Below are 20,597 nucleotides of genomic sequence, written 5' to 3'. Positions count from 1 at the left end.
AATGTAAAATCGCCTAAACCCTCTTCACTCTTGCCTCTTGCCTTTTGCCTTGCCATAACGACAATTTTCAACGCCAACCTACTTACTGCTATATTGTTAATTTACAATTTCTGCAATAATTCCTGAGTTAACTGCATAAATGCCTTAGAACCGGCTGTATTCGGACTTAGTAAAGAAACGGGCATAAAACTATCAACAGCTTTGGCAACATTAACATCAACGGGGATTTGAGCTTTACAGATTTTATCTACTCCAAAATCTTCGATAACTCGGTGCATTACCTGTTTATAATATCTGCCATTCAGGAGATTGGCATTGGACATACTAAAGACAATTCCCAACATTTTTATATCTATTTTGGCTTCATGTTCGTGACTTTCTTTTAATTGGGCAATGCGTCTTTCTAAAAGTTGGATTCCGACTACAGATAGGGGTTCTGGTCTAGCGGGAAGAATGTAGAAATCACTGGTAGCTAAAGCACTTCGAGTCAAGAGATTATAACCGGGAGCGCAATCTAAAAGAATAAAATCATATTCATTCCGGATAGGTTCTAAAATATCTCTAATTAAGACCCTTTCAAAGCGATTCCAGATGGTTTCAAAATCCTGTTCTCCTAACGCTACTGATTGATTATGCAGCATTTCTGAAACCAAAAATTCATCATATAAATCTATGTCTCCTGGTAATAAGTTTAATCCAGTCAGGTTACAAATCTCAGGTTGAATGATGTCCCCAATTGTAAATTTTGCCTCTGGTTCAGGGTTGATAATTTGATCTAGTAAATATCTAAATGTCTTTCTTTGTTTGCGACGTTTGGCAAAATCAACAGGTGACATTAAACTCAGTGTGGCACTGATTTGACTATCTAAATCTAAAACAAGTACCTTTTTTCCGTGATTTTTGGCTAAACAGGTGGCTATATTCACGGTAATGGTGGTTTTACCAACTCCACCTTTCATGTTTGCGGTTGCAATTACATATCCCATTTTAATTCCCCTACTGACGCTTTCCCAATGATATAGCGTTTATATTATCTAATAAATTTAGATCCCCGACTTCTTAGAGAAGTCGGGGATCTTTTTTTTAAGGTAGTTTAATAGTTTGTGCTAATAAGCTTTGAAGACGTTGTCCGTGCGAACCACCTTGGTAAACTAAATCACCTTTGCCTAATAAATAGGCTGCTGTTGTTTCTTTTCCACCCAGAATAATACATGAATCTGCTTGGCTGGAGGTACGCAGGGCGACTCGTCCAGGTAGGTTAGAACGGATAATTGGGGTGACAATACTGGCTTCTGGGCGTTGTGTGGAAATAATTAGATGAATGCCGGCGGCTCTTGCCATTGCGCCTAAACGTTTGATACTTTGTTCTAATATGGTGCGAATTTCTTTTTCTGCCATAAAATCGGCATATTCATCAAATATACAGACAATACGTGGCAAAGCTGGGGAAGAACGTTGATTATAGGTGGTTAAATCTGCACATTTAGCTTTTTCAAATTTTTGATAACGAGATTCCATTTCTGCAACTAGTTCCTGCATTAATTCTACGGCGCGATCGCTATCTTTGACAACTGGTGCATATAACCATGACATTTGTTCAAATTCGGGAAATGTTACCCGCTTGGGGTCAACTAAGGCAATTTTGAGATGTTGGGGAGAATGACGATAGATTAAACTGAGAAGTAAGGATCTCAAAAATTCACTTTTTCCGCTTCCTGTTGTTCCTCCCACCAAAAAATGACAAGTATTCGGATCTGATAAATCAGCCTCTAATAACTTCCCATCAATACCCACTCCAATAGCAATTTTTACGGGTGCTGTTGGGGGTAAAAACTGCTTTTGAATATAATCTTCAAATTTGGCAATTTCTCTATCTTGACGCGGCAAATCAATACTTACATAACCAGCTTGGGGAGCAATTAAAGGCGGATATTCTAACCCTAATTGTACTTGTAAATCAGCGGATAATCTGAGAATTGAAGGAACTTTCACACCTAAATGTGGTTTAATTTTCACCCGAATAAATGCCGGACTTACATCAGCACCATAATAATCTACATTAACCTTAAAAGATTCTAGAATTGCCACTAAAGATGCGCCAATTTCATCAGCATTAATAAATGTATCTTTCTGACTTTTAAAAGTATCTGAAAAACCTCTCTCCAAACCTCTCTCCTGCAAGGAGAGAGGCTTTGAATTCTCCCCCTTCCCTGGTAGGGAAGGGGGTTGGGGGGTTAGGTTTCGTGTTGGGTTTTCCAAATAATGTGAAGAGTCAGATGTATCTTCTCGTTTTTTGGAAGGTGCTATAAAATCAGGATTGTCATTATCTGGAATAACTTTATTTGGCGGTGCATTAGATTCAACATCGAAAAAAGTCTGACACTTTTGTTGTTGGGGGCAAATTTCACATAAATGAGGTTGAGTTGTCGCAGGTGGTGGGTTAGGATTGGGAGATTCCCAACTCAACCATTGTTGCATTTGTAATAATTTATAGGGAATTAATTGATGAACTGTATTTTCTAGCTGTTCCCAAGAATATTTGTATTCTTTAAATTCTGGTAAAACACAATAAACAGCAGAATCAATAGGTGGTTTTTTCCGCTTCGATAACATATAACTATAGAGAGAAACTTGCGCTAATTGTGCTGCTGAATCTACAGGTTGATAGGTTTTAAATTCTACCATACAAAGGCGTTTAAGTTCAAAATTAAAAACCAGACAATCAAACTCACCTCTAATTAATTGTTTTGTCCCATTAGGTAAATCAAAGTAATATTCTAAACTGCGTTCTTCAGAAATAAAAGTATTCTGAATAACTGTTTCTGCACTGCAATAACGGCGATTGATGATCAACAATTCAGTAAACTTTTTAATTAATCCTTGTAAACCTTGCCAAACTTGTAGTAATACAGGTGCTTTACTCGCGTCTTTTGCAATTGCATTTTGTAAATAGGGAAAGAACTTAATTTGATAGAATAATTGTTGAATTTCCGATGTAATTTGATCTAGATTTAATTGTGTTGCAGATGGATTAAATAAACTTTTAAATCTGGGTTCAATCAGCAGTAAATTAATAAAATCATCTGCTAATTTATGAAAAACATTACCAACACCCCCAAGAGTATCTTTAGGAGAGAATATTGCTTTACCATTAAAATGGTGATTTAGATAAAATAGTCGGGGACATTCAAAAGCTAATCTAACTTTAGTGGGAGTTAAAGAGGAATTTTCAGATTTGTGATCTACCATATTAAATACACGACTGATAACATCAGGATTGGATATTTCCAGTAAGCGATAATGAACAGCAGCTAAATAAACTGTATCCATTGCTGCATAGTTTAACTGTTTTTGAGTCAGGGGACGTTTTCCCCAATCACTGCTTCCTTCTTCTGCGTCTACATGAGAAAATTGACAGAGTTCAGCAGCTAGAGTTTTTAGTTTTAAGTTAGTAGTTTGTAAGACTTCTTTGGTGATTTTTCTCGCTATTTTGAAGGTACAAGTCACATTTTCTGCTAGTTCCTTCCCCAAATATTTTAAATCAAAACCAGCATTATGAAAAACTTTCTCAATTTGGGAATTAACCATGATTTGGTTAATGAAATATGCAGCCAAATCAGGTTTATCTAAAACATCAAAAATGTAAGCAGATTCACCATTTAAATCTGTATAATCAGCCAATACCTGAATTAGTGCTAATTTTGGTTTATCAGTGTACCAATCAGCAATTTCCGTATCTATCCATAGAGTTTTAGATAGGGACAGTTGGGAAATTTGCTTGTAAATTTCAGAAGCTTCTGTCAGGTAGTGCATTGGCTGATATAAAAAATGTGCTGGATAGATTACTTGTGAAGAACTAAACAAATTGATTGAGCTTCTGGCTTTTCGTCGGGGTTAACAATTTTAACTTTATCTTCCTGACATAGTTGTTCAATCAGACTCCGAATTTCACTTTCTTTTACATCAGGAAATTGGTTAACTGCTTGTGAAATTAAAGTAGGTACTCCCATAAATGCTTGAGTTTTCACGAGATTTAATAGGAAATTTTTAACAGGTCTTAAATCTTTTCCTTCTTTACCATTTGTTTCTGACTTTCGATTTGATTTAGCAACAATATCTAAATCCTGTAATAAAGTACATTGATTCAATATCTCAGATTCATTAATTAAAGTTTCTAGTCTTTGTAAATTAATCGTTTTCCCACCAATTACCAATTCTTGAGATTTGGCAGAATTTACCAAACTTTGATATGTTGCCAAGTAGTGAATAGAAGACAGACTTGGTTTAATATGAACATGATTAGTATTCGTAAAAATCTGTCTATAGAGTTGATTTCCAGCCAGATTTGGTTTTCCTAAATCTCCAGCACGAATTAAGTGCATAGTTTGACAGAGATTTTTTTGAATTACTATTTGACAAGCATTCATTACATGATAAAAACTAGTCATATTTGAGTCTTCTGTCCAAACTATACCCAATTTTTGCCGATTTGTAGGATGTTGATAACTCAAGGAATAACTAGCATATTTTCCGCTTAAAAGTTTAGACTTAACTCCCTGTATTTTTAAAGTAGATATAGACTGCTGCAACATCTGAATTAAATCAGGTGATGATAACAAAGAAATCTTGGTAATTTTCCCCTGGCTTTTTGTATATTCGTGCTGCCATAATAATTGAAATTCTGCTTGAATTGTATCTTGATCATTTAGAGGTGGTGCTGGAAGAATAATTATAGGTTTAGGAACAGTTTTTGCATTGGGTGTTGTCACCTTTATTTGTATTGTAACTGGTTCGGGCTTTGGTTTTTCATCTAATAATGAACCTTTATATTTTTGATATTCATCACGACCTAAAACTAATGTATTTCTAGGCATAGTTTTACCACCAGGGGAGGTCTTATCCAACATTTCCCGATTTAGGGGAAAAATAGGAGATTCAGGTCTAGGATTTGCTAGTTGATGTAATGGCTGAAGTTGATAAGCCCAAAGTGCTTCTGCCTGTTCTATAGTAATACGTTTTAAATCAATTATTTTATGTATTCCGGCTTTATCTGCTGGGAGGATTCGATCAAAATGCCGTTTTAATGTGTTTGTAATAACGCTAATTATCACCAAGAAATTTTTTAAATTATCCCCATGAATTGTGGTGTTGACATTAAAAAAAGGTTGTATGTCTAAAAAACCTTCTGGTAACTGGGGCATAGTATCTAAATTGTCAAAACATAAAACAATCGGTTGGGTTTGTGTAGAAATTCTGCCAAAGTTTGCTAAGATATTTTTTGCAGCATCTTCTGTATCAATGCAAGTTTTGACCTTGATTTCTTGCATCGAATCTTCATTTAAATCATCACCACGCAGCCATTCACAAGCTAAATCATATAATTCTGGATTTGCGAGATCATGTAGCACTCCAAAAAACATATCAGGGTTATAAATACCTGTTTTTTTATAACTATCCTTGAGGTGTTTTATAAATTTTTGCCGATTACTTTGTAATGCTTCCCAAAAATTATCATTAAATATTCGTTGCTTGATATCACTTCTTGTAAATGCGGTTAAACTTTTCAACCACAACATTAACTGTGATTCTTTCTCCCCTTCAGGAACTTGAATTAAACTATCAACGGTGTGACGTAAAATATGCCGCCAGATATTACTACTATCAGCCCAATTACAGAGAATATAGGCGAAAAAGGCTTTTCGGTTAAGAGTACGTTTAAGCCGACCTAATAAATAACTTTTACCAGAACCAGACTCACCAGCTAATAAAGCTGTACGACTACGATGATCTTTACCTACTAAATCAAGTAAACCTTCAATTTCTATGATTGTCTCTTGATGAATTGACTCAACCATGAGTTTTGAATCTTGTTCTTCAGCCCAAAAATTAGTGGGCTTTAAATTAATCACGTCAAAAGGGTTGACCTCGCGTTTAATAATGTCCTTAATGTCTGTCATAGATACACATTGGTGAGAGGAAGAAGTGATGAAAAAATGAAAAACATTGGAAACCCTGTTAATTGACTATGATAAAGAACAGTTGTCCACCAATATTTTGAGGAATTCCCGCGTCAATTTGTTCTGGTGTATAAGCACTGACTTCTTGTAAGGTACTAAAATCAATTTTGTCACTTTTTTGCAACCGATATAACGCCTGATCTAAATTATCTCGTAATAAAGGCGGTTGTAACTTTTGCCGTACATGAAAAATTGGTAAATAATTCTCTGTACCCAATTCCCGATCTAATTTCTTGATAGTCTCTAAAATTTCTTCATCACTGATATTGCTAGTAATATCAGAATGTGATTCTACATGATCAGGAGTAGAAACTTGTTCTGACTTAAACCGCAAATTCTTCCGTAAAAACCGCACATAATTACCCAGCAAATTAAAGTCTATATTTGCTTTTCCTTCGGGATTATATTCATCCCGCAAAACCTCAATTCCTCTTTCCGTTAACCAAACTTCAGCCTTAACCCTTTTCATCTTGATTTCAGCAGCAATCAAACCCCGTTCACTTAAGGTTTTTAAGATTGCGTCCCGTTCATCTGATTTTAGTGATGAAACTTTGATTTCACTGGGGGCTATTTTTCCAGAACTCTTACCTATCTTCTCCAGTACCTTCAGTTCTTTATCATCAATAGGTAATTGTGCCGAGTCGAGTTTCAGTAGTGCTTGACCAGGAGGTAAAATCTTGACTGTGGCAATTTCGCGGGAATAGTCTACATATTCCAGTTCCCCCAAATCTCGACAAATTTTGTTTTTCTCACTTTTAAAACTATCAAAAATGCTGGAACTCAAGCCAGTACGATAATTCGGACATCCCAACAGCTTTAAGATGAACTTTAACTCTTTCGTTTCCATACGGTTAGTCTTGCTGTATTCGATACTTGACTACTTTAGCGCGAATCACAAAAAAATAACACACAGTTTCCATATTAACTCTAATAAGAGCGATTTTTCACTAAAAACTCAAAATATTATCCAAGTTTTCACTGATTACTTTCTAAATAAAAGACGGATTTTTTCTAGAGTTTTTCTACAAGTACAAGCTTCCATGACAGGAAAAAACTGGGAAGACTTGGATATTCTATCCATTGGACTTTTTTAGAAAAATTTTATACAGATATTAAATGAATTCCACCATATAAGGTATTACCTATATTTCCATACCAAAACAATCACAAAATGAATACTGTTTAAACGAATGGTATGAACTGCAAATAAAACATGAAAATCTAAAAAGTAAACATCATACCAAAGACAAAAACTAAAATAGACCTGATTTCTCTCTGCACCTCCGCGTCTCTGAGTGAGAAAAAATTATAGAGTAGAATAAAAACCGGCGTTGGCGAATTGGGGTATGAAAGTCGAAAATTCCATCTCTCAAACCCTTACTCTCTGCGTCTGGAGCGTCTCTGCGTGTTCGCGCAGCGTGCCGTAGGCATAATAAAATCATACTTTTACTCAGCAACACCTAAAAACCTACCCTAATCAACAACTTGCTAAAATCAAATTCCACTCATCTTGAGACAAAGGTATTACCTCTATTTCCATACCAAAACAATCACAAGCTGCGGCTATTAAAGCCTTAATTATTGTTTCTTGATTGATAGTTTGGGGAAATTGGATAGGATAAAAAAACTCTTGATTAAATACCTTTGCAAACAACTCTGGATCTGGATTTAACCGCATAGACCCATGCTGAAGAACTGCGTTACCTTTCCGTAATTGGGCGCTACCAATAAGTTTAGAACCATCTACTAAAACTAAATCTGCACCTGTGGCTGTTCCAAAACAATTAGGATTGTGAATATAACCGCGTCCAGCTTGACCATAGTACAATTCTATATCGAGCGATCGCCATCCTTGAATCAAAAACTCACAAATCTGCCCATACACATCCAAACGATTTCCCCTCAGTCCAGACGTGACGACAGAGTAAGTTAAATCACCTTGATGTAAAACAGCCCTACCACCTGTAGGACGACGCACCAAATCTAATTTCTCCCCTTTCCACCGCAAACCTTGCCAAAATTCAGGATATTGACGTTGATGATAACCCAAAGAAATTGCGGGTGGCGACCAAGTATAAAAACGCAAAGTTGGCGGATGTTGTCCCGACTCATGTTGTGCTAATAACCAGCGGTCTATAGCCATCTGAACATCACCAGCGGCTGCTAAAATGGGAATAAGTCGCCACACCTGCGAATCAGGCATTAAATATCACATCCCTCAAATAAAATTATCGAAACCTAAATTGCACCAAACTCAGATTGCAGATATTCATCATTATCATCAGCGATAGTCGCAACAATAGTAATGATGCGGGAAACTTCCCCTGGTGACAACTCCGCTAAAGTGCGGGTAGAAATCACCACCACCTGATGGTCAATAATGCCAAAGCGGGCTTCAAAGGTACTTACACAATTTAACTCTAAGAGATATCGTGTCAATCTGGCTTCATCTTGTACAGGTAACTTTAGCACCGCAGCCCAAACTGTGATCGTATCTTCATCAGTAATTCCCGTTAACTGCACAAATACTTCTACACTGCCATATTGGAATTTCCACAGATATTCCCCCTCAGAACCATGACTAACCATTGCACTTTGATCTTGTGCCAGGGTATCAATTACATTTTCAATAACTTCCACATGATTTGGGGCTGTGGTTTCTTGAATAACTTCATCCAGTAACTCATTTGGAGTTGGGGTTTCTAGGTAGCTGGCCATACAGATTTTTTTCTAAGTAATATAGTCACTGCTTTAATCTACTATTATGCTACCAAAAATGCCAGCATCTAACATACCTGTCTTCCCAAGTCGAGATGTCAGAATACGAGCCATGTCAATTACTATGACATAAGCTAGACTTATTGTTATGCAGTTAAAACTTGGTTAAATTCTCAATTATTTTTTCCCGGTTTCAGGGCTTCACATCCAGAACCATTAGATGTAAGTCACGTTTACCTTCATTGGGCTTTAACTTTAGGTAAAGATTTGTAGATTTATTATCTATTGTGTCTTATTAACGAGACTAAATGCCCATTTTGTTCATCTTACATCATTAAATTTCCGCTGTCGGTTACATAAACTACTAATTTTAGTTAAAATAGGTAATCCAAAGCAGTTTATTTTGGTGTAGCGCAAAAATTACTCGCTAGTTTAGCGTCACAAGATGTAAAAATCAGGCAAAAGGAACAATTTGCTTATTTTTAGCATCAAGGGATACGGAACTGTGAGTTAAATCGTGAGTTACATAATGTACGCAAATTCATCGAAACTCAAGTTGACAAATTAGGGTGCTATCTGTTGAGAGGTTCTAGAATCTGACGTAAAAAACCGAAAAAACCCCAAAAACTTTTTTGAGATTTTTCCGGATTAGCCAAAAAATCTGCGATTATTGTTACACTGATTTTAATAAGCACTATGAATATTAAACTTGATCACAGCACCCCATGTCATTTAACTTCCTTCTTTACCCTACTCATAAAAGAAGGTATTTCCCCTAATCAAATCGTTCTGGGTATTGTTCAACTAGCCACCCAGACCCATGAATTAGATGGGATGATGGCATCAGCAGATTGTTTACGGTTGCTACTGGTACTGATGCCAGCAGAAACCTGTGCCAAAGGAGTTTCTGAGTATATATCATCTTTAGCATCACAAGGCATTACCACATTAATGTTATTAGATGCTCTGAGCCTAGCTTGCTATGTTTGTGGACAATCAGACGAAGCTAACTTAGTCTACTTGACTTACAAAAGACTACAAGCTGATGCCATCATCTCCCAAATGCTTCGTGATTAAAAACTAAATTGTTAATTTTTCATCATTTTTCTAATATCTAACTATTTTCAAGTTAATTCCTACTTGTACATGGCAATTTTGTACTGGATAAATCCGTTTGTTCATTAGGCAATCAGTCGGTTTGATTAATATATAATTTTCTTGGCAACTGTTATTCAATAGCTGTTAGCTGTATCTTGGCTATGATTTGAATATTGCAATATTTCTTGTGAGTTTGACAGCACTGCATCTATCGCTTATTATCTGGGATGGAAGTCTCTAGCGGTGGGGTAATCCCCGCATCCATAACTTCTCAACTTTTTCTTTAACCCTGTTGATATTCCATTAAAGCTGGAAACTAAAATGGTTATCTGCCAAAATGCCAAAATATAAGATCATCAACGGAACATTTCGGGAATTCTATATTTTGCAAGTGAAGCGAGCATTTGGTTTGCCGGATTTAGCTTAACCAACAGAAGCCCCACGTCTGACCCGATAGGGCCGCGTGGGATGAATGGCGCGTGAATTAACGACGATTTTCCGACCAACGCGACAGCAAGGAAGGAAAACATGGAGAGAATTCACAAAATTTGTGTTATGAATTGAATATCTCGGCAAGGCGAGAGAATAGCGATAACCAAGCTAGATACATGATCATTTTTTTGATTAACCTTGATTTTGCCTTTGGAACGAGGGGTCAGCCTATCGCCTTAACATAAGTCTTGTTGTTCTCGAAGAGCAAAAAGCTGTTAACTGGGTAGGAAGCCTATACTTACCCGCAAGGGGTAGAAACAGCTTGATAATTTCTACCCATAACTATCCATATATTACTGTTTGTCCGAGTCTTCAATAAGTTGATCAACAAAATCCCTCAACCGTTGCTGCTGTGTCAGGGACGGTTTTAATTTTTTCCCTGACTCCAGGTAAAACCTTAAATTGCAAGGGTGATTTATCGGAGGCTACTTGATTTTGTGGTTTAAATTTAATTCGAGGCATTGCCAAATCTTAATATGTCTGATATACTAGATGTTATAGCACAACATTGAAGGTCGAATCAATGCTTTTATCATTCAAAACTGCACTAATTCCAAATAACCGACAGATTACAGCTTTTCGCAAGGCTTCTGGAGTCGCTAGACACGGAAAATAACCCAATTCCCAACTTAAAAGGAAGAACCTGGTTGTTCTAAAAATTCCTCTTCCTCTGGGGTAGAAATCCGTCCTAAAATGGCATTACGATGGGGAAAGCGACCAAATCGAGCAATTATTTCCTTGTGTCGAAAAGCTGATTCAATCGCTTTTGCACTGTAGGGATCATGACTAAGGTGTTGAAATAGCTTAATGCACTTCCGTTGATCAATTGGGTCTTCACTGTGTTCAAAGGGTAAGTATATAAACCAGCGTTGCACAGCCAATAGTTTTCTATCATAGCCTTTGTTTGTGGCGTGTTGCGCTAATGATAGTGCTTCCCAGTCCGTTGCAAAGGCTTCTGGAGTATCACGAAACATATTTCGGGGAAATTGATCTAGCAACAGAATTAAAGCTAGACAGGTTTCTGGTGAATTCATCCAATCATGTAAATATCCGGCTACCGCTTGTTGGTAATCTTCCAGAAAAAGGTCGCGGACTTTAGCATCGAAATCTGGTTGTTTTTCAAACCAAAATGGTTGAATTTTCCCGTAATTTGGGTCATTTGGATGACCAAACCAAAAATCCAAAATAGTTGTTGCCTGTGACATTGCTATTATTGATGATTACAAAGCACCTGTCGCATTTTACATAGATTTGCTGGTAACTCCAAATTCATTGCTTGTTCAATAAAAATTGAGGGGATGGGAATGTTGGGGGTGGCTTGTACCGTATAAGCTAATAAAGTGCCATTACCCATATCTTTGAGTTCTAAACTGGCATGAAAATCTGCAAATGAGCCTCTTTCCATGCGAAACTGGACTTGCTGCCCTAACACCTCCACCACGCTCAAATAAATTTCTACTTGAGCCGTGAAAAATAAAAAGGCTTTTTGTGCGGCTTGATAGAGACGTTTGACATCACCTTTAGATATAACTTCACTTTTGGTGATATCGGGAAAATATTGCACCCAACGGGGGTAATCTGTAATTTGTTGCCAGACATGGGATCTCATCAGGGGTACATACATACAAGCGGTAACAGCACCACCCCAGTTAGTATGGGATCTCGTTTGTACTAATACTTCCCCCTGAATCAGCAGTCTTTGCTGATCTTGATTCCAGAGGCTATCTGGTAATGGTAACATGGCGTAAGCGATATTTTTAAGATTTGAGTTTGACATATATAATGCAGATATAGTGATTTTGGTAACGTTTTAACTGATTAACCTTGATAATTTAATTGAGTTTAACTCACTCAATTCTAATTACAGTCGAATTCATACAGTTTTCGCACATAATGAGTCTAAAGTTCATTTATGAAAGCATCATTTTTATATCCGACGCAAATTGGAGTTAACAGGAAAACACCGTGAGTCAATCTTCTTTAAATGGCAAATTAATCCAAGGTTTTGGGATTCTCTTGGGGATGAGCGTATCCTTGTTCGTACTGAGAGGATTGGGTATTATCACTTTCCTTCCTGGTGGTGTAATTACTCTACTGTTCTTTGGGGCTATAGCTTTGGCAATCTTCAGTTATTGCTCAAGGAGATGGTGGCGTTTTTAGATTTACCACCAATAATTATTACATCAAAAAAACTGACCAGTTATTGATCAGAGGTAAAAAAGATGCAAAAGTATATATGTACGGTTTGTGGCTATATCTATGACCCAGAAATAGGTGATTCAGATAGCAGCATAGAACCAGGAACTGCTTTTGAAAATATTCCCGATGATTGGGTGTGTCCAGTTTGTGGTGCAGCAAAATCGGACTTTGAGTTATATGAAGAGTAATATGGACATAGGATAGATCCCCGACTTCTCAAAGAAGTCGGGGGTCTGAAGTCTGAAATCTGAAATATTAAAAAATTTTTGAAGTTGTTACCTTTGCAAATTGTAGTTATTGGTGGTGGGGCTGCGGGATTCTTTGGTGCGATCGCTTGTGCTGAAGCTAATCCCCAGGCCCAAGTTACTTTAATTGAAGCGAGTCGTCAACCTTTGGCGAAAGTTCTCATTTCCGGTGGAGGACGTTGTAACGTTACTCATGCTTGTTTTGAACCAAAAATTTTAGTCCAGAATTACCCTAGAGGTGGTAAGGCTTTATTAGGTGCTTTTACCCGGTTTCAACCTTTAGATACCATAGCTTGGTTTGCGGCGCATGGGGTGAATGTGAAAACGGAAGCTGACGGAAGGATGTTCCCGATTACAGACCGTTCAGAAACCATTGCTGAATCTTTAATTAAGGCAGTTTTTGATGCCAACATAGAACTTTGTATTGGTACACCTGTTACGGCTGTCACCCGCAAAGATACAGGTTTTGAAATTCTGCTCAAGTCGGGAGAAACTAAAGAGTGCGATAGCTTACTCTTGGCTACAGGTAGCAGTTTAGCTGGTTATAAAATCGCTAGGGAATTAGGTCATGACATCCAACCCCCTGTACCTTCTTTGTTCACCTTTAATATTGCAGATCCTCAACTGCGGGAATTAGCGGGAATTAGCGTTAGTTCTGTAAATCTGCGCTTACCAGGTACAGGGAAAACCCCATTACAACAAACAGGTCCATTATTAATTACCCATTGGGGTGTAAGTGGTCCAGCAGTGCTGAAACTTTCGGCTTGGGGTGCAAGAATTCTTAATGAAAATCGCTATCAACACAAATTACTGATTAATTGGTTGCCAGATTTATCACAAGAAGAAGTGAGACAAAAACTTTTAACCGTCAAATCTGAATGGGGACAAAAAGCGATCGCCTTACATCGTGGTGTAGACTTACCACATCGGCTTTGGCAATATATTATCAATCGTACCCATATTCCCACAGAAGAACGTTGGGCAACCATATCCAACAAAACCTTAAATCAACTAGTCCAAGAAATCTCCCAAGGAGAATACCTAATCACAGGTAAAGGTGCATTTAAAGAAGAATTTGTCACCTGTGGAGGAGTCAACCTCAAAGAAGTCAACTTCAAAACAATGGAAAGTAAAATAGTCCCCGGCTTGCATTTTGCCGGTGAGATATTAGATATTGATGGTGTCACAGGTGGCTTTAACTTCCAAAGTGCTTGGACAACAGCCTACTTAGCCGGTCGGTCCATGACAAAATCAACAGGAAATTAATTTCTTCCTTTGCGCCTTTGCGCCTTTGCGCCTTTGCGTAGCGTGATATAGGCATAACAAAAATCTATAAATCGTTTTAGTGAAGTTAGAAAATAAACCATCAAACTCTTCTTAAGTTCCCTCTTGCCTCTTGCCTCTTGCCTCTTGCCTCTTGCCTCTTGCCTATTGCCTCTTGCCTATTGCCTCTTGCCTATTGCCTCTTGCCTATTCCCTTCTTTTGTAAATCCGTATGAAATTTAGTGAAATTCTCAATCAACTTGGTGATTATATTACCGAAAGTAGCCCTAACATTGATTTAGAAATTACTGGAGTTGCAGCCATAGATGAAGCAATATCTGGGACTCTCAGCTATGTAGAAGGAGCTAAATTTTCCGCATTGCTCAATTCTACTGGTGCGAGCGCTGTAATTTTGCCCCCGGATGAAAAATTGCAGAATCAAGCCAGAGAAAAGGGTCTAGCTTGGTTATCAACAACTCAACCCAGACTGGTATTTGCGAAAGCGATCGCCCTATTTTATCAACCTTACCGTCCTACTCCCGAAATTCATCCTAGTGCCGTGATTCACCCCAGTGCCAAAATTGGTGATGATGTGTATATTGGCGCTCATGTTGTTATTTCTCATGATGTAGAAATTGGCAATCATGCCATTATTCATCCTAACGTCGTTATTTATCCAGAAGTAAAAATAGGCGATCGCATCACCCTACACGCTAACTGTACCATCCACGAACGCACCCAAATCGGTGCAGATTGCGTTATTCATAGCGGTGCTGTGATTGGTGCAGAAGGCTTTGGCTTTGTCCCTATTCGGACAGGTTGGTTGAAAATGGAACAATCGGGTTACACCGTTTTGGAAGATGGAGTAGAAGTAGGTTGTAACACAGCCATAGACCGTCCCGCAGTCGGAGAAACAAGAATTGGTAAAAACACCAAAATTGATAACTTAGTGCAGATAGGGCATGGCAGTCAAATAGGCTCTGGTTGCGCCATAGCAGGTCAAACAGGCATGGCTGGAGGCGTAAAGATTGGAAATCGAGTAATTTTAGCTGGACAAGTGGGAATTGCCAATCAGGCTAAAATTGGAGATGGGGCAATGGCTTCCGCTCAAACTGGTATTCTCAAGGATGTTGCACCGGGAGAAATTGTCTCAGGTAGTCCAGCCATACCGCACAAACTCTACCTCAGAGCATCAGCAATTTATCGCCGCTTGCCAGAAATATATCAAAATCTCAAAAAATTACAAAAGAGGGAGTAGGGGGCAGGGGGTAGGGGGAGTTGGGGGGGTAGGGGGAGTTGGGGGGGTAGGGGGGGTAGGGGGAGTTGGGGAAGTAGGGGGAGTTGGGGAGAAATTTCATTCTTCATTCTTCATTCTTCATTCTTCATTCTTCATTCTTCATTCTTCATTCTTCTTCATTCTTCATTCTTCTTCATTCTTCATTCTTCTAAGGTGTTTGGGTGGCGATCGCTAATTTTGCCCCTTTTACCTGCCGCACCCGATCCATAACCATCACCACCTGACCGTGAGTAGCACTTTGATCAGCATTGATAATAACTACCACTTCCGTATTTTTGCCCATCAACTCCTGTACTTTTACTGGTAAAGTCTCAAGAGTGACTGGCTGGCGATTTAAACTCAGATCCCCTGCTGAATCTACTGTAACGGTAATTGGTGCGGCTGATGATTGGGCTTTGGCTGTGGCTGCTTTAGGTAAATTAACTGGTAAACCTTCAGAACGATTTAAAAATAAAGTGGACATAATAAAAAATGTCAAAATAGCAAAGATGACATCAATCATCGGCACAATATTAATCTGGGCTGGTACATCAGGTTCATCTTGTAGACGCATAGGATTTATCCCCTCTTTCATAATGACGACGATACAGTAATTCTAACTGACCACCATATTCTTGAATCCAAGCAATTTGCCGCAAATACAGACCCCGAAAACTATTTGCAAAAAATAAAGTAATAATAGCTACAACTAACCCTGCTGCGGTGGATACCAAAGCTTCACTAATCCCAGCGGTAACACCAGCGGTTTTTGTCCCACCGACATCACCAATATCTAACGATGCAAAGGAAGTAATTAACCCCAAAACTGTCCCTAGCAATCCTAGTAAGGGCGCTAAACCAATAATTGTATCAAAAATGTTTTGAAACCTTTTTAATAAGGGGATTTCTGCCTGGGCTTCACTTTCCAAGGCCAAGCGAAATTCTTCTGGGTTGGCTTCTTCCAATTCTAAAGCCGCTAAAAAAATTCGGGCGATCGGTAAATCAGCATTTTTATGTAAGATGTCTAAGGAGGTAACTACATTACCTTGACGATAAAAACCTAACACCTGCTTGACTACGCGATTTTGACGACCGCTAATTCCTATCCAAAAGGTAATCCGTTCCAGAATGAGCGTGATTCCTAAAACGGAAAAAAATAGCAGTGGCCACATCACTACGCCACCAGCTTTGAATAAGTTACTAATTTCCATTGACTATTTTGCTAATTCTGGACACAGCTAGATTAACAGATTTTTGTGGAGAGAATGTCATTAATAGGCGATCGCTATGGCAGAGTATTGTCTAAATCTTGATTCGACGTTCTCAAATTCAAAAAAATTTAAAAAATTTAAAAAAAATTTCTTTTTTTTGGTTTAACCCGATTGACTTTTTTAGCTCGGCGTGATATTTTTATGATGGGAGTGTGTGCATTAATAAAAATTTTGCCCGCATCCCATTATATTAATATAACTATATTACCACATTCAGCGCGATCGCCACCCCTAAAAAAAGAATTTTTTGAAGAAAAACTTAGGGACTTCCAATTAAAAAAATCCGCAAAAGTTTCTTGTGGTGCGGGCATACTATGGCTAACGCCACGCTACGCTATCGACAAGCTCAGTACAAGTCTTGCTCGCTAATTACCAAGGACAGGCAGGACTTGTGCTGAGCTTGCGATGCCCTGAGCCTGTCGAAGGGTCGAAGTACAATACTGTTCGGTTAACGAAAATTTCCACGTAAACAACCTATTGTATAAAACCAAAAAATCATTGAAAATGTTGGGTTTCGTTCCTCAACCCAACCTACGTATTTTTGTTTTTTAGTCTTAACCGAACAGTATTGGGTCGAAGTATGCCCATCCCACAAAATTGGGTAATTTATTTTTTGGTGATCCCTTATACTGCAAACGGTTCATAGTTTAACCAAATAAGTAGTGAGACAGAATTAATTACACAATGTTATTGCGTAAGCTTTGCGTGGCGTTAGCCATATGGAACGAAGTGAAATGAAGCAATTCCAAGGGTTGTGATTGCTTCCCTTCCCTCGCAATGACTTTCAGAGGGAACAGGGAACGGGCAACACTTCGACAAGCTCAGTGCATCGCAGGAAAAACTCATGTTTAAAAACATGAGATTGAAATAATGACACGGTCACTGAGCGGTGTCGAAGTGCTGTTTTTTTCGTGCTACGCATCTTTTAAAAACATCCTTTTTTTGACTGAGCTTTAAACTTGTGCAAATGAGTGTTTCTTATTTGCTCCCTGTTCCCAGTTAAGAGTTCCCTTCTTTTGTAATGTAAAAAGCTTTGGTCTAATCACAACTAATAGTATTCGTCAAATTGAGAATAGAAAAATTATCAAATCATTTATAGATAATAATATTATTCATTTGAATTTAGTAATTCCAGATCACCCTTGGTCTGAAAAAGGAGCATCTCTAAGAATTTCAATGACGGGAGCTAAAAAAGGTCATGGTGAAGGAAAGTTAGGTCAAATTGTAACAGAAGTAAAAAGTGACAATCTAGAAGATCCCTCTGAATCAATCCATTTTAAATGGCATTTAGGACAGATATTTGATGATTTAAGAATTGGAGTAAATATTACCACATTTTTATATAAATTACCTTGATTCTTTTTTAGTGCAATAACATATTCACCTGATTTATCTACAATTGATTTTACTATCTGTTTTTGACACCCCATTGCATCAATCGTTACTATATATACATCCGGCTATCTCTAATACTTTGATTAATTCCGGTATTGCTGTTATTTCATTTGACTTTTCATCTACCTTACATTGTCCTAATACCAGACGATTAGTCGTTGCCCATGCACTCACCATGTGAATGGCACTTTTATCCTTTCCTTTATCATATGAATGCCTTAATGTTTTCCCATCTATTGCTATTACTTCTCCCTCTGTAATTTTATTTAGAGAAATCCACAAAAAAGATGATCCTAGTGCTTACGCATTGACAAAGTTTTCTAAATATGTAATGTAGATTTTATCTCTTGTAGGGTGCGTCAGACCCAATAATTTGGTAAAAAACAGATTTCCTCTATCTGACGCACCCTACTCAATATGTAATGTGGATTTTATCTCTTGTAGGGTGCGTCAGACCCAATAATTTAGTGAGGGACTTCCAAGAAATAAATTATCCTGATTAACCAACCACGGAGGCGCAGAGGACACAGAGGAATAAGGGTTTGAGAGATTTTTGCGTTAGGTGGTTTATCGGTTGTCAAGAGATTGCTTCCTTTCACTCGCAATGACAACTCATGCAGCACAGGTTTATTAGAGACTTCCAATCAAAAAAATATCCCAAAATTTCTTGTGGTGCGGGACGAATTGCCCGCTAATCATCAAGGACGGGCAAGGATGCCCATCCCACAAAATTGGATCATTTTTTTTGTGGAGTTCTCTTATTGATTTTATCGAACAGAATTCAGGAGTCAGGAGTCACCGAGTCAGAATTCAGAATGAATTCTGTGCGAGTGGCGGATGAATAACTGGGTTTAAGACCCCCACCAAATCGTAGATTTGGTGGTCTTTAATCAGTCGCAGGTTTGAATCCTCGACTGATTGATTCTGACTCCTGGCTACTGACTCCTGACTCCTTCTTCAACTCTTTTAATTCAAAAGATAATACCACTTTACCCCATTCTATTGATTCTTCTAGAAACAAAATTTACCATCTAATTTTCTTTGCATCCATTTATTAACTTGATACTAATTCACTAATATCATCCTCTTTTTGTATTCATATAAGTTACATTTTGTCAAAATAAATTAGATGCATTTCCCCTGCACTCCCCCCCTATCTTTAACGAGAGATCAAGGGTTTCGATAATTTTAGAGGGGGGGGGAGTGAATAACTACGAGTTTTCACCCCCGAAAAACCCCCATTGAAGGTTTTAATATCTGCTACTCCAAACCTAAATGTAGCTTGATAGCATCATTGACCAAATCGATCAACTCTTGACTTAAACACCCTACCACATCTCCTAAAATGCGCTGTTTAGAAATTGTCCGTATTTGTTGCGCTTGTACCTTAGAAGTTTTAGATAAACCCGAATCTTCTGGATTTAATAAAACCTCAAAAGGATAGACACGACTCATATTAGATGTAATCGGTAAAATCGTCACCGTAGTAGAGGCATTATTATTAGCATCATTACTAACAATGAGTACAGGACGGCGTTTATCCATTTCTGACCCCACTGCGGGACTGAGATTGGCAAAGTATATTTCACCACGTTTCATCTATTAGCCCATCCCCTACGGTTAAATCCCATTCTGGGTCAAATTCCGCCGCAGCTTCCCGGTAAGCTTGTTCTAGCTCTTGATAAAGCAGTAATTCTATGGCTAACTCAATTACTTGAGAACGAGATTTACAGCCTTTAGTCAATTTATAATTCTCAATAAACTGTACTAAAGAAGATGGTAAGGAAATGGAAAGTTTTTCAGCTTGCATAGTATTACCAAAAGGTAATTATATTTTTCCTACTTTATAGTAGCATAAATAGTGGGGGTAATACACTTAACATCAAGCATCCAAGAGAACACACACATAGAATCTTTAATTATTTGCTACTGCTTAACTGGATAATATAAGCCATCTTGAAATTTCCATCCTAAACTACTGGGATCTCGATTCCTGGACCAACTGATAAATTCCTGCTCAGTTTTGGTTTCCCGTTCTGTAATTAAACTCTGCGGTGTTACCCCCAACCGTTGCGCTAAGTTCTCAGGAGCAAATTCTTTGATTTCTACTGCTTGTTGTTGATACTGGTAGGGATACCCTGACCGTCGGGGTCTAGAATTACCACCACCGTATTTATCAGAAACTATTGCTTTCTCAATCTTTTCCAACTGTTTACCAAGCACTTCCAATTTAGTGGCCACCTGTTGATCTTGCTGGCAAAGGTGCGTTTCCAGTTCCCCCAGCTTCTCCTCCACCTGCTGTAATTCGCTGGTTGCTTCCAGTTTTACAGTGATATCGAACTGGGCTATCAATTCCTGTAATCCTTGCAGTAACGCTGTTGTGTGACCGTCGCGGTGGATTTTGGCTAGTTGCCGTACTATAGGAATGAGTACAGTTGGCACGCGAATCATTTCACTGGGTGGGGTCTTGTTAGTCATGGCGATATCAGGTTTGATATCAATTGTAAATCAAATTTTCCTCTAAGAATTTCCGACTCCCCGGTGTCGGTTCGCAGACAAAGTGAAAATTTTCGCGGACTATGTAAAAATTTGTCGCAGACTAATTGAGAATGACCTTGTGTTA

20 protein-coding genes and 1 pseudogene are annotated in these 20,597 nt (G+C 38.1%); 6 read left to right on the top strand and 15 right to left on the bottom strand.

What is annotated here, in order from left to right; genetic code table 11:
- Nucleotides 1-101: 101 nt before the first annotated feature.
- The 6 genes from FJR37_RS08435 to FJR37_RS08410 form a co-directional block, all read right to left on the bottom strand.
- Entirely contained in the window at nucleotides 102-986 is an 885-nt protein-coding gene (locus tag FJR37_RS08435) for a ParA family protein (RefSeq protein WP_053539229.1), read from the bottom strand.
- A gap of 97 nt (nucleotides 987-1,083) precedes the next feature.
- Entirely contained in the window at nucleotides 1,084-3,813 is a 2,730-nt protein-coding gene (locus tag FJR37_RS08430) for a DNA translocase FtsK (protein WP_168465775.1), read from the bottom strand.
- Between the two features lie 29 nt (nucleotides 3,814-3,842).
- Nucleotides 3,843-5,957 carry an ATP-binding protein gene (locus tag FJR37_RS08425; protein WP_168465774.1) on the bottom strand — a complete coding sequence of 705 codons (2,115 nt, stop codon included), beginning with the start codon at nucleotides 5,955-5,957 and terminating at the stop codon, nucleotides 3,843-3,845.
- A 58-nt stretch (nucleotides 5,958-6,015) separates the two neighbouring features.
- Entirely contained in the window at nucleotides 6,016-6,864 is an 849-nt protein-coding gene (locus FJR37_RS08420) for a transcription factor RcaD (RefSeq protein ID WP_168465773.1), read from the bottom strand.
- 630 nt (nucleotides 6,865-7,494) lie between these two features.
- Entirely contained in the window at nucleotides 7,495-8,220 is a 726-nt protein-coding gene (locus FJR37_RS08415; protein WP_168465772.1) for a biotin/lipoate A/B protein ligase family protein, read from the bottom strand.
- 35 nt (nucleotides 8,221-8,255) lie between these two features.
- Nucleotides 8,256-8,735 carry a YbjN domain-containing protein gene (locus tag FJR37_RS08410; protein ID WP_027404908.1) on the bottom strand — a complete coding sequence of 160 codons (480 nt, stop codon included), beginning with the start codon at nucleotides 8,733-8,735 and terminating at the stop codon, nucleotides 8,256-8,258.
- Nucleotides 8,736-9,431: 696 nt separating this feature from the next.
- Here FJR37_RS08410 and FJR37_RS08405 point away from each other — a divergent pair.
- Complete coding sequence (locus FJR37_RS08405) at nucleotides 9,432-9,812, top strand: hypothetical protein (protein ID WP_027404907.1); 381 nt, start codon at nucleotides 9,432-9,434, stop codon at nucleotides 9,810-9,812.
- Nucleotides 9,813-10,649: 837 nt separating this feature from the next.
- Here FJR37_RS08405 and FJR37_RS08400 read toward each other — a convergent pair.
- The gene (locus FJR37_RS08400; protein ID WP_168465765.1) at nucleotides 10,650-10,787 is read right to left on the bottom strand and encodes a hypothetical protein; all 138 of its coding nucleotides are present in this window, start codon (nucleotides 10,785-10,787) and stop codon (nucleotides 10,650-10,652) included.
- 61 nt (nucleotides 10,788-10,848) lie between these two features.
- On the opposite strand from FJR37_RS08400, the gene FJR37_RS08395 reads away from it, so the two are divergent.
- Complete coding sequence (locus FJR37_RS08395; RefSeq protein WP_233455513.1) at nucleotides 10,849-10,941, top strand: helix-turn-helix domain-containing protein; 93 nt, start codon at nucleotides 10,849-10,851, stop codon at nucleotides 10,939-10,941.
- 13 nt (nucleotides 10,942-10,954) lie between these two features.
- Here FJR37_RS08395 and FJR37_RS08390 read toward each other — a convergent pair whose 3' ends face one another.
- A complete protein-coding gene (locus tag FJR37_RS08390; protein WP_039204453.1) occupies nucleotides 10,955-11,530 on the bottom strand; it encodes a DUF924 family protein in 576 nt (191 codons plus the stop codon).
- 5 nt (nucleotides 11,531-11,535) lie between these two features.
- Complete coding sequence (locus tag FJR37_RS08385; protein ID WP_035082469.1) at nucleotides 11,536-12,102, bottom strand: SRPBCC family protein; 567 nt, start codon at nucleotides 12,100-12,102, stop codon at nucleotides 11,536-11,538.
- A 445-nt stretch (nucleotides 12,103-12,547) separates the two neighbouring features.
- Here FJR37_RS08385 and rd point away from each other — a divergent pair, with 445 nt between their 5' ends.
- From rd to lpxD, 3 genes are all read left to right on the top strand, one after another.
- The gene (rd, locus tag FJR37_RS08375) at nucleotides 12,548-12,712 is read left to right on the top strand and encodes a rubredoxin (protein ID WP_072033668.1); all 165 of its coding nucleotides are present in this window, start codon (nucleotides 12,548-12,550) and stop codon (nucleotides 12,710-12,712) included.
- Between the two features lie 84 nt (nucleotides 12,713-12,796).
- On the top strand, nucleotides 12,797-14,035 hold the full coding sequence (locus tag FJR37_RS08370; RefSeq protein WP_039204451.1) for an NAD(P)/FAD-dependent oxidoreductase: 1,239 nt from the start codon (nucleotides 12,797-12,799) through the stop codon (nucleotides 14,033-14,035).
- Between the two features lie 229 nt (nucleotides 14,036-14,264).
- A complete protein-coding gene (gene lpxD / locus FJR37_RS08365; RefSeq protein ID WP_168465771.1) occupies nucleotides 14,265-15,290 on the top strand; it encodes a UDP-3-O-(3-hydroxymyristoyl)glucosamine N-acyltransferase in 1,026 nt (341 codons plus the stop codon).
- A 187-nt stretch (nucleotides 15,291-15,477) separates the two neighbouring features.
- On the opposite strand, the gene FJR37_RS08360 is transcribed toward lpxD, so the two are convergent.
- Both FJR37_RS08360 and FJR37_RS08355 read right to left on the bottom strand, forming a co-directional pair.
- Entirely contained in the window at nucleotides 15,478-15,882 is a 405-nt protein-coding gene (locus FJR37_RS08360; protein ID WP_168465770.1) for a biopolymer transporter ExbD, read from the bottom strand.
- On the bottom strand, nucleotides 15,866-16,519 hold the full coding sequence (locus tag FJR37_RS08355) for a MotA/TolQ/ExbB proton channel family protein (RefSeq protein WP_168465769.1): 654 nt from the start codon (nucleotides 16,517-16,519) through the stop codon (nucleotides 15,866-15,868). Before FJR37_RS08355 ends, FJR37_RS08360 begins: the two co-directional genes overlap by 17 nt.
- Before the next feature lie 1,176 nt (nucleotides 16,520-17,695).
- Here FJR37_RS08355 and FJR37_RS08350 point away from each other — a divergent pair.
- Nucleotides 17,696-17,935: a hypothetical protein gene (locus tag FJR37_RS08350; RefSeq protein ID WP_168465764.1), complete on the top strand. Its 240-nt coding sequence runs from the start codon at nucleotides 17,696-17,698 to the stop codon at nucleotides 17,933-17,935.
- Here FJR37_RS08350 and FJR37_RS08345 read toward each other — a convergent pair.
- The 4 genes and pseudogenes from FJR37_RS08345 to FJR37_RS08330 form a co-directional block, all read right to left on the bottom strand.
- Nucleotides 17,911-18,253, bottom strand: a pseudogene (locus FJR37_RS08345) (ISAs1 family transposase); the annotation flags it as partial. The gene FJR37_RS08350 and the pseudogene FJR37_RS08345 sit on opposite strands and share 25 nt — an antisense overlap.
- Before the next feature lie 981 nt (nucleotides 18,254-19,234).
- Nucleotides 19,235-19,573: a type II toxin-antitoxin system PemK/MazF family toxin gene (locus FJR37_RS08340; RefSeq protein WP_168465768.1), complete on the bottom strand. Its 339-nt coding sequence runs from the start codon at nucleotides 19,571-19,573 to the stop codon at nucleotides 19,235-19,237.
- Entirely contained in the window at nucleotides 19,560-19,784 is a 225-nt protein-coding gene (locus FJR37_RS08335; protein ID WP_168465767.1) for a ribbon-helix-helix domain-containing protein, read from the bottom strand. The genes FJR37_RS08340 and FJR37_RS08335 overlap by 14 nt, the downstream gene beginning before the upstream one ends.
- A gap of 116 nt (nucleotides 19,785-19,900) precedes the next feature.
- Nucleotides 19,901-20,452, bottom strand: coding sequence for a hypothetical protein (locus FJR37_RS08330; protein WP_168465766.1), 552 nt, complete (start codon nucleotides 20,450-20,452; stop codon nucleotides 19,901-19,903).
- Nucleotides 20,453-20,597 lie beyond the last annotated feature (145 nt).

The sequence above is a fragment of the Aphanizomenon sp. UHCC 0183 genome (genome assembly GCF_009712065.1).
Lineage (GTDB): Bacteria > Cyanobacteriota > Cyanobacteriia > Cyanobacteriales > Nostocaceae > Dolichospermum > Dolichospermum heterosporum.
This window is presented reverse-complemented; position numbering and strand designations above follow the sequence as displayed.